Annotated in this window: 7 protein-coding genes; 3 read left to right on the top strand and 4 right to left on the bottom strand. The window is 73.2% G+C overall.

Annotated features, from left to right (window positions below):
- On the top strand, nt 1–1,358 hold a 1,358-nt coding region (locus tag AC08ON_RS08980), incomplete at its 5' end, for an aldehyde dehydrogenase family protein (RefSeq protein ID WP_476616776.1).
- 132 nt (nt 1,359–1,490) lie between these two features.
- The gene (locus AC08ON_RS08975) at nt 1,491–2,360 is read left to right on the top strand and encodes a PHP domain-containing protein (RefSeq protein ID WP_476607100.1); all 870 of its coding nucleotides are present in this window, start codon (nt 1,491–1,493) and stop codon (nt 2,358–2,360) included.
- Nucleotides 2,361–2,409: 49 nt separating this feature from the next.
- Here the strand turns inward: AC08ON_RS08975 and AC08ON_RS08970 are convergent, their stop codons facing one another.
- On the bottom strand, nt 2,410–2,928 hold the full coding sequence (locus AC08ON_RS08970; RefSeq protein ID WP_476607101.1) for a MarR family winged helix-turn-helix transcriptional regulator: 519 nt from the start codon (nt 2,926–2,928) through the stop codon (nt 2,410–2,412).
- A gap of 304 nt (nt 2,929–3,232) precedes the next feature.
- Between AC08ON_RS08970 and AC08ON_RS08965 the strand changes: the two genes are divergently transcribed.
- Nucleotides 3,233–4,375, top strand: a complete 1,143-nt coding sequence (locus AC08ON_RS08965; protein ID WP_476607102.1) for an Mrp/NBP35 family ATP-binding protein — start codon at nt 3,233–3,235, stop codon at nt 4,373–4,375.
- Nucleotides 4,376–4,524: 149 nt separating this feature from the next.
- Here AC08ON_RS08965 and tatB read toward each other — a convergent pair whose 3' ends face one another.
- The 3 genes from tatB to AC08ON_RS08950 form a co-directional block, all read right to left on the bottom strand.
- Nucleotides 4,525–5,055: a Sec-independent protein translocase protein TatB gene (gene tatB / locus AC08ON_RS08960; protein ID WP_476607103.1), complete on the bottom strand. Its 531-nt coding sequence runs from the start codon at nt 5,053–5,055 to the stop codon at nt 4,525–4,527.
- A gap of 67 nt (nt 5,056–5,122) precedes the next feature.
- Nucleotides 5,123–6,442, bottom strand: a complete 1,320-nt coding sequence (locus tag AC08ON_RS08955; protein WP_476607104.1) for a S1C family serine protease — start codon at nt 6,440–6,442, stop codon at nt 5,123–5,125.
- A gap of 1,361 nt (nt 6,443–7,803) precedes the next feature.
- Nucleotides 7,804–8,010 (bottom strand): hypothetical protein, encoded by a 207-nt coding sequence (locus AC08ON_RS08950; protein WP_476616775.1) that lies wholly within the window; start codon nt 8,008–8,010, stop codon nt 7,804–7,806.
- Nucleotides 8,011–8,200: the final 190 nt, after the last annotated feature.

The following is an 8,200-nucleotide window of genomic DNA, read 5'->3' as shown; positions in this document are numbered from 1 at the left end:
CGGAGGTCGCCGTCGTCGCGCAGCCGGACCCCGACCAGGTTGAGACGGCCGTGGCCGCCGCGGCGGCGGTCGCCCCGGCGTTCGCGGCGCTGCCGGCCCACGTCCGCGCCGGCGCGCTCGCCGGCGTGTCGAAGGAGATCGCCCGTCGGGGCGACGAACTGGCCCGTCTCATCACCGCGGAGAGCGGTAAGCCGCTGACCTGGTCGCGTGCCGAGGTGGCCCGGGCGAGCTCCACCTTCCGCTGGGGGGCGGAGGAGGCCCGGCGCTTCGCCGGGGAGCTGACCAGGCTGGACACCGATCCCCCCGGGGAGGGACGGCTCGCGCTCACCCGGCGTTTCCCCCGCGGGCCCGTGCTGGGCATCACCCCCTTCAACTTCCCGCTCAACCTGGTCGCCCACAAGGTGGCGCCGGCGCTGGCGGTCGGCGCGCCGATCATCGTGAAGCCGGCCCCGCGCACGCCGCTGTCGGCGCTGTTCCTCGGCGACCTGCTCGCCGAGGCCGGCTTGCCCGAGGGGTCGTGGTCGGTCCTCCCGATCCCCAACGACCGCCTCGGCCCGCTCGTCGCGGACCCTCGGCTGCCCGTGGTGTCCTTCACCGGCTCCGGCCCGGTGGGCTGGTCCATCCGCGACACGGTCCCCCGCAAGCATGTGGTCCTCGAACTCGGCGGGAACGCGGCGGTGCTGGTCGCCGCCGACTACGCGACCCCCGCCGATCTGGCCCGGGCCGCCGGCCGCATCGCCCTGTTCGCCAACTACCAGGCCGGCCAGTCGTGCATCGCCGTGCAGCGGGTCTACGCCGACCGCACGATCGTCGACGAGCTGCTCGCCGAGATCGTCGCCGCCGTGCGGGCGCTGCACGACGGGGATCCGGCCGACCCGGCCACCGACGTGGGGCCGCTGATCGACGTTGCGGCGGCGGAACGGGTCGAGGCGTGGATCACCGAGGCCGTCGAGGCAGGGGCGACACTCGTCTGCGGTGGGACGCGCCACGGCACGAGTCTCAGCCCGGCCGTGCTGACCGGCGTTCCGCCCACCGCCAAGGTGGTGAGCGAGGAGGTCTTCGGCCCGGTGATCGTCGTGGCGGCGGTCGACGGCGTTGACGAGGGCTTCGCCCGGATCAACGACAGCGCCTACGGCCTGCAGGCCGGGGTGTTCACCCACGACCTGGCCACCGCCTTCCGCGCCCACCGGGAGCTCCAGGTCGGGGGGGTCGTCATCGGCGACGTCCCGTCGTACCGGGCCGACCAGATGCCCTACGGCGGGACGGAGGGTTCCGGCATCGGGCGGGAGGGGGTCCGCTCGGCCATGACCGACCTCACCGAGGACCGGGTGCTGGTCCTGACCGGTCTGGACCTGTAGGCCTCCCTGCCGCCCGCCGTCGCCCACCACCACGGCCCGCACCGCCCGCACCGCCGTCTCGCCACGGCCTGCCGCCACCGCCTGCCGCCCACATCATCGCCGCACGGCGAAAAGCTGCCACTATGAAGCATTATGAAGCGGGTGGCCATCGACCTGCACACCCATTCGACCGCCTCGGACGGCCTGGAGTCACCGGAGAACCTCGTCCGGCTCGCAGCCGGGCAGGGCCTATCGATCATCGCGCTCACCGACCATGACACCATCGCGGGCATCGGCCGCGCGGCCGCGGCCCTGCCTGCCGGGCTGACCCTGGTGCCGGGTGCCGAGATCTCCTGCCAGGTCGAGGTGGCAGGTGCATGGGTATCCCTGCACGTGCTGGCCTACCTGTTCGACCCGGCCGAGCCGGCGTTCGCGGCGGCCCGGGCCCGGGTGCGGGAACATCGCGCCACCCGGGCCCGTCGGATGGTCGATCGACTCGCCGCGGACGGGCATCCGGTGCGCTGGGAACGGGTCCTGGAGCTGGCTGCCGGCACGGTGGGCCGCCCCCACATCGCCGCGGTCATGGTCGAGGCCGGGCTGATCCCCGAGGTGGTGGCCGCGTTCAGCAACCGGTGGATCGGCGCGGGCGGACCGTACTGGGTGGGCAAGGAGCAGCCGGACGTCTGGGAGACGCTTCGCCTCATCCACGGCGCCGGCGGGGTGAGCGTGTTCGCGCACCCGTTCGCGAGCAGGCGCGGCGTCACGGTCGGTCCCGAGGTGATCGAGGCGATGGCGAAGGCGGGCCTGACCGGCATCGAGGTCGATCATCCCGATCACCTACCCGTCGCGCGGCGCCGGCTACGTGGCCTCGCTGCCGAGCTCTCGCTGGTGGCGACCGGTTCCAGTGACTTCCACGGCGCCAGCAAGCCCCAGGGGCTCGGGGGCGAGACCACCTCCCGGGAGGCGTACGAGGCGTTGATCTCCACCGCGCGGGGGGCGGTCCCGATCACCGCGTCCGGATGACCGGCCGTGGTGCGGTGCCGGCCACGCGCTGCCGGCAGGCCGTGGCCGCTCAGGCGTTCGCGTCGCACCCCCGGCCGTTGCCGCCCGGCCTCGGCGGGCTCAGCCGGCCCAGCAGCTCGGCGAGCAGGTCCTGCTCGATTCGGCTGAAGTGGGAGAGCACGTGCCGGGCGACCCCCTTGAGGTGGGTGCCCGAGGCCGCCCGCAACCGGTCGAGCCCCCGCGGGGTGAGGGTGGCGAGCGTGCCGCGGGCATCCGACGGGCAGGACCGCCGGGCGACCAGTCCCTCCCGTTCCAGCCGGTCGACCAACCGGGTAAGACCGCTGCGGGAGAGCAGCACCGCCTGGGCGAGTTCGCTCATCCGTAACTCGCCGTTCGGGGCCTCGGCGAGCTGGACCAGCACGTCGTACGAGGCCAGGGGAAGCCGGTGAGCCGCCTCGAGCTCGGCCTCGAGGACCCGGGTCACGTGGGCATGGGCGTGCAGCAGCTCACGCCAGGCCCGCATCCCATGTTCGTCGACCCGGTCCTCGCCGGTCTCGGAGCTGGCGCCGAAAATCTCTTCGACTGCCATCGCGTCCTCCCGCCCCCGCACGATCAGCCTACGTCGCGGCCCGCCCGCAAAACCGTCCCAAGCAGCCGTCTCCGCCACCGGGACACATACCAGGTACATACCAGGACACAATCACCTCTGGTCATGACGATGGGCACGCTCCGCACCCGTCGTGAAGCCGACAGGGCGGCTCACGCTTCCCGGTTCGCCGTGTTCGGCGGACCGGGAAGCGTAGCCGGCGCCGTCACGTCCCCCGCGGGCTATCGTGGACCCACAGGCGGCCCGGCGGGCCGCACCTGATACCAACCTGTGACTGAGGTTTCCCTTGTCCCTATCCCGACCTTCCCCCGACGCGATCCAGTCGGCTCTGGCGACGGTGCACGATCCCGAGATCGGTCGTCCCATCACCGAGCTGGACATGGTCTCGTCGGTTCGCGTGCTCGACGACGGCTCGGTCGACGTCGGGGTCCTGCTCACCGTGTCCGGCTGCCCCATGCGCGACGAGATCATCAATCGGGTCAGTCGAGCCGTCAGCGCGGTCGAGGGCGTCCGCGAGGTCCGCGTCGATCTGCAGGTCATGTCGGACGAGCAACGCGGTGCCCTGCACGCGAAACTGCGGGGGGGCAACGCCCCCAAAGCGATTCCCTTCGCCCAACCAGGCTCGACCACCCAGGTCTACGGCGTCGCCAGCGGCAAGGGCGGCGTCGGCAAGTCCTCGATCACCGTGAACCTGGCCGCCGCGATGGCCCGTTCGGGCCTGTCGGTCGGTGTGCTCGATGCCGACATCTATGGGCACTCCGTGCCCCGCATGCTGGGCATCGACCGCCCGCCCACCCAGGTCGAAAAGATGATCATGCCGCCCCAGGCACGCGGGGTGCGAGTCATCTCCACCGGGATGTTCACGCGCGGCAACCAGCCAGTGACCTGGCGCGGACCGATGCTGCACCGTGCCCTGGAGCAGTTCCTGTCAGACGTCTTCTGGGGTGACCTGGACGTCCTTCTCCTGGACCTACCGCCCGGCACCGGTGACATCGCCATCTCCCTGGCCCAGCTGGTGCCGTCCTCCGAACTGCTGCTGGTCACAACCCCGCAGCTGGCGGCCACCGAGGTCGCCGAGCGGGCCGGGACCATCGCCGTGCAGACCCGGCAGAACGTGGTCGGGGTCGTCGAGAACATGGCGTGGCTGCCCTGCCCGCACTGCGGCGAGCGGGTCGACGTGTTCGGCTCCGGCGGCGGGGCGGCGGTGGCCGAGCGGCTGACCAGGGTGCTCGGTCATGACGTACCGCTGCTGGCCCAGATCCCGGTGGACGTCCGGCTCCGGGAAGGCGCCGACAACGGCGTGCCGCTGGTCATCGGCGAGCCGGACAGCGAGGCGGGCAAGGCCCTGCACGCGGTGGCGGGCCGGCTCACCTACCGCTCCCGTGGGCTCGCCGGACGCAGCCTCAACCTCACGCCGGTGGGGCGCTGAACACCTACGATCGGCCGTCCGTCCGGGTTCGCGCAGCCTGATCGACGCGAGCCCGGCCCCGGCTGGCCCCGCCCCGGGGCGGGTGCACCGAGCCGGCGGCGGCGCCGAACCTCAGGCGGCACCGAGTCCGGCTCAGGTGGCACCGAACCTCAGGTGGCGTCCGAGTCGAAGGGCACCTCTGTCGCCGGGCCGTCGCTCCGTGCCGGCTGCGCCGGCACGGCCCGGGCTGCGGACGCCTTGCTCGGCGAGACCTTCGACAGCATGGGAGACACCGGACCGGGCGGCGCCGCCGGAACCGCGGCCTCGGCGCCGGGACGGGCCGGATCCTTGGCCGCGGGATCTCTCGGCAGCGAGGACTTGGTCAGTGACGGCGCCGCGGGCGGATCGTCACCGAGGAGCAGCGAGTCGAGCGAGGTCCGCTTGGTGAGGTATGGCGGCAGAACCGGATCGTCCTCGAACAGGTGCTTGCGGACGAAGGTCTTGGGATGCAGGTCCCGGATATCCAGATCGGCGAATTCCGGGCCCAGCTCGGACCTGAGATCGTTACGCATGCCGTTGGCCAGCTGACGCAGCACGCGGCCCGCGTCCCTGGCGGCCTTGGGCAACCTGTCCGGGCCGAAGACGAACAGCCCGATCAGAAACAAGACGACGACTTCACCCCACCCGACACCGTTGAACACGCGCTGAGCGTACCTCTCCCGGTGTTGCGGGCAAGGAGCTCGTGGGCAACGAAAAGATGCCTGCGGCTCAGCGCTGTTGTTCCTGCAGTGTCAGCTGGGTGGTCGCGGTGGCACCGGCGCGTTCGTAGGCGACCGACACCCGGTCACCTACCCGGTGGAGCCGGGCTGCGACGATGAGGTCGTTCATCCCGCTGATAACCCTGGTGTCCACCCGCGTGATGATGTCGCCGACGCGCAGCCCGGCGCGCTCGGCGGGGCCACCGGGCGCCAGGTTGACGACGCGGGCACCCGACGTGGTCCCCATGGCCTTCGCCTGGCCGGCGGTGACGGTCGCGGCTGACACGCCGAGGTACGGGTGGGTCGCCCGACCGGTCGAGATGATCTCCTGAGCGACTGAGCGGGCGAAGTCGATCGGGATGGCGAACCCCACGCCGATGCTGCCGCTCTGGCTCTGGGACTCATGGCCGGGCACCGCGGCGATCGCGGTATTGATCCCCACCATTTGGCCGAGGCCGTCGAGCAGCGGACCACCGGAGTTGCCCGGATTGATCGCCGCGTCGATCTGGATCGCCCCGATGAGCACCGTGGGGTCGGTGCCGCTCTCGGCCGGGACCATGGGATTGCGGTCGAGCGCGCTGACGACGCCGGTCGTCACGGTGCCGGCGAGGCCGAACGGCGCCCCGATGGCAACCACCGGCGCTCCCACGACCAGCGAGCCGGACTGGCCGAGCGTCACCGCCGGCAGGGGCTGCGGGGCCGGGATCCGCAGGACGGCAATGTCAGTCTTGGGATCCCGCCCGACCAGGTCGGCCCGGACCTGGCCGAACTCCTGGTAGCGGCGCACGGAGATCGGAGTTCTGGCGGCGACCGCGGACGCCACGACGTGGTTGTTCGTCAGGATGTACCCCTCCGGGCTAATGATCACCCCGGAGCCGGTACCCGCGGCATCGCCGTCCCCCCCGCCACCGGCATCGATCGTCACCACACTGGGCAGAGCCGTTGCGGCGATCGACGCGACCGACCTGCGGTCGGAGCTGGGCGCGGCGGTACCGACCGGCAGGGCCGCCGACGCCTGTTGGTCGCTGCCGCGCTCGGTCATCGAGACGAGCAGCGCACCGATTCCCCCACCCAGCAGACCCGCGACCAGGATGCTCGCGAGGAGGACCCGGTGACCGAGAACGACCGGGCGACCGGGAGCGACCAGACGCCCCCGCGGCGCCGAACGACCAGTCAGGACGTCGGCGAACGGCGCGGCGTTCGAGCCGCCGCCGTCGGAGTCCGCGGGCAGCGGATACGGCGTCGAGGTCGGCGACCAGGCCCGCGGGGAGCCCGTCTCGGCGGGCGGTGGGGCCGGCGGCTGCGTGCCGAAGCCACGCACCGCGGTCACCGTAGGCAAGCCTCCCGACGGCTCCCGCGGGTTCCCGTCCGCCGCAGCGCGCCCGCGGTCGGTCGCGGCGGCGCCCGGGTCGCAGCCCGCCCGGGCGCCCAGCGCCCCCAGACCCGAAACGCCCGTCCTCGAAGCACCCGCGCCCGAAGCACCCGCGCCCGAAGCGGCCCCCTCGACCCGCCCGGAATGCCGGGGGTGGCGATGCCCTCCGGGAGCGGAGCCGGGCCTGTCCTCACCGGGTGGGAGGGTCGGCGGACGCCGGCCGGGCTGACGCACCGGAATCCGCGCCGCCCCGGATTCCGGCGTCGCACCCTCACGGGCTGTGGGCCGCGGCTGCGGCCCCGCACCCGATGGCCCCGCACCCGATGGAGTCCCCGGGCCCGGCTCAGGAGCGCGTGCCGCCGGGCTACCCGTGCCCGGCGTCCCGGCGGCCGTGGGTCGCCGCTCGGGCCGGGTCTCCTCCGCCGGCCCGGTCATCGCGGTGGTGGATGCCGTACAAGGCGATTGCGGACGGCGTGTCCCGGCCGCCGGTTCCGACCCGGACGGCTGCACGGGTCCCGACGGCTGCACGGGTCCCGACGGCTGCACGGGGACGACCACCCCGGGCTGTACCCGCGGCCCAGCACCGCCGGCCGTGGTGGGCCGGGGCGCGGCGGGAAGGCGGAGCCGACTGACGGGTATCGTCCCGCCGGTCGAGGGGACGGTCGTCTCGTCGCGCGCCGCCGCGACCCGGCCACCGGCCTGATCGGTCCGCGGCTTGCCGTCGGTGGCGGAAGGCGCCGCGCCGGCGGCTCGCGGGACGCCAGGGCGGGAAGGATCGGCGCGGTGGCCCGGGCCGGCGGGAACCGACCGCATCGTGGATGACCGCTCGAGACGTCGGGGCCGTACGGGCGGGTCGACCGGTTCCACGCTCGCGACAGGCACCTCGTTGTCGCTGACGTCCACACGTCCTCCCCGACTCGCTCGTCGCATGGCACGGCGGAACGCCGGCGACCGGTTCCGTCCTGGAAAGCACGCGCGACGCGTCCGAGCGGGTAACACGGTAAAGCCTCACATCAGGCCAGACGAGACCTCTCCTCCAGAACACCCAGAAAATGTCTTTCAGGTACCGGAAAGATGCGTCCCGCCGGTTTCCGGCGGCGACCGGGGCGGACAGCCGGAAAAGGCGACCAGCCAGGGCTTGGCGCCGAGAGACGGAGCAGGCGACCCCCTGAAACTCACGGCCCCGACCGCCTCCCGGCACCCGGGACGGCCTACCCCGTCCGAATACCCCCGTTCAAACACCCCCGACCGGGTCGATGGGGAACGTGTTCGCCCGGGTCGGCCCGAATTTGCTCAAGTCGGCCCGAACGGGCGGACGATCAACGGCGCAAGGACACCCGGACCGGGGCGAACATCGGGGTGAGCCGGCTCGGGACGCCGTTCGCAACGCCCGGGGCGACGACCGAGGACACCGTCGGCACCGCGACGGACCCCGGCGTCTGGGTACTCTCCTGGCCGTCGGCGATGGCGGCACCAGCGACGGCGAGCAGCATCAGCGCGGCGGATCCGAGGAGGGTTCGGCGCATGCTGGTCCGGGGGGTGGGACGACGGTGCGGGGCCGGCAGCCGCCGGCGTGGGGCGGGCGAGGCCGGCCGCCGCAGGTGCTGACGCGCGGGCCCCGACGCGGGACGGCCCGCCTGACCCGGACCGCGCGCCGCCCCGCCGGTGGCTGCCGGCGCCGGTCGAGCGGCGAGCCTGGGCGAGGCGGGACGAGTG

The organism is Frankia sp. CoWAU3 (assembly GCF_977971855.1).
Note: the sequence above shows the minus strand (reverse complement) of the source record. Positions and strands in the feature narration are given on the sequence as shown.

Excerpts from the sequence above, each read along its gene's own strand:
- AC08ON_RS08975 (WP_476607100.1), top strand. The coding sequence starts at position 1,491 with ATGAAGCGGGTGGCCATCGACCTGCACACCCATTCGACCGCCTCGGAC.
- AC08ON_RS08950 (WP_476616775.1), bottom strand. The coding sequence starts at position 8,010 with ATGCGCCGAACCCTCCTCGGATCCGCCGCGCTGATGCTGCTCGCCGTC.
- AC08ON_RS08970 (WP_476607101.1), bottom strand. The coding sequence starts at position 2,928 with ATGGCAGTCGAAGAGATTTTCGGCGCCAGCTCCGAGACCGGCGAGGAC.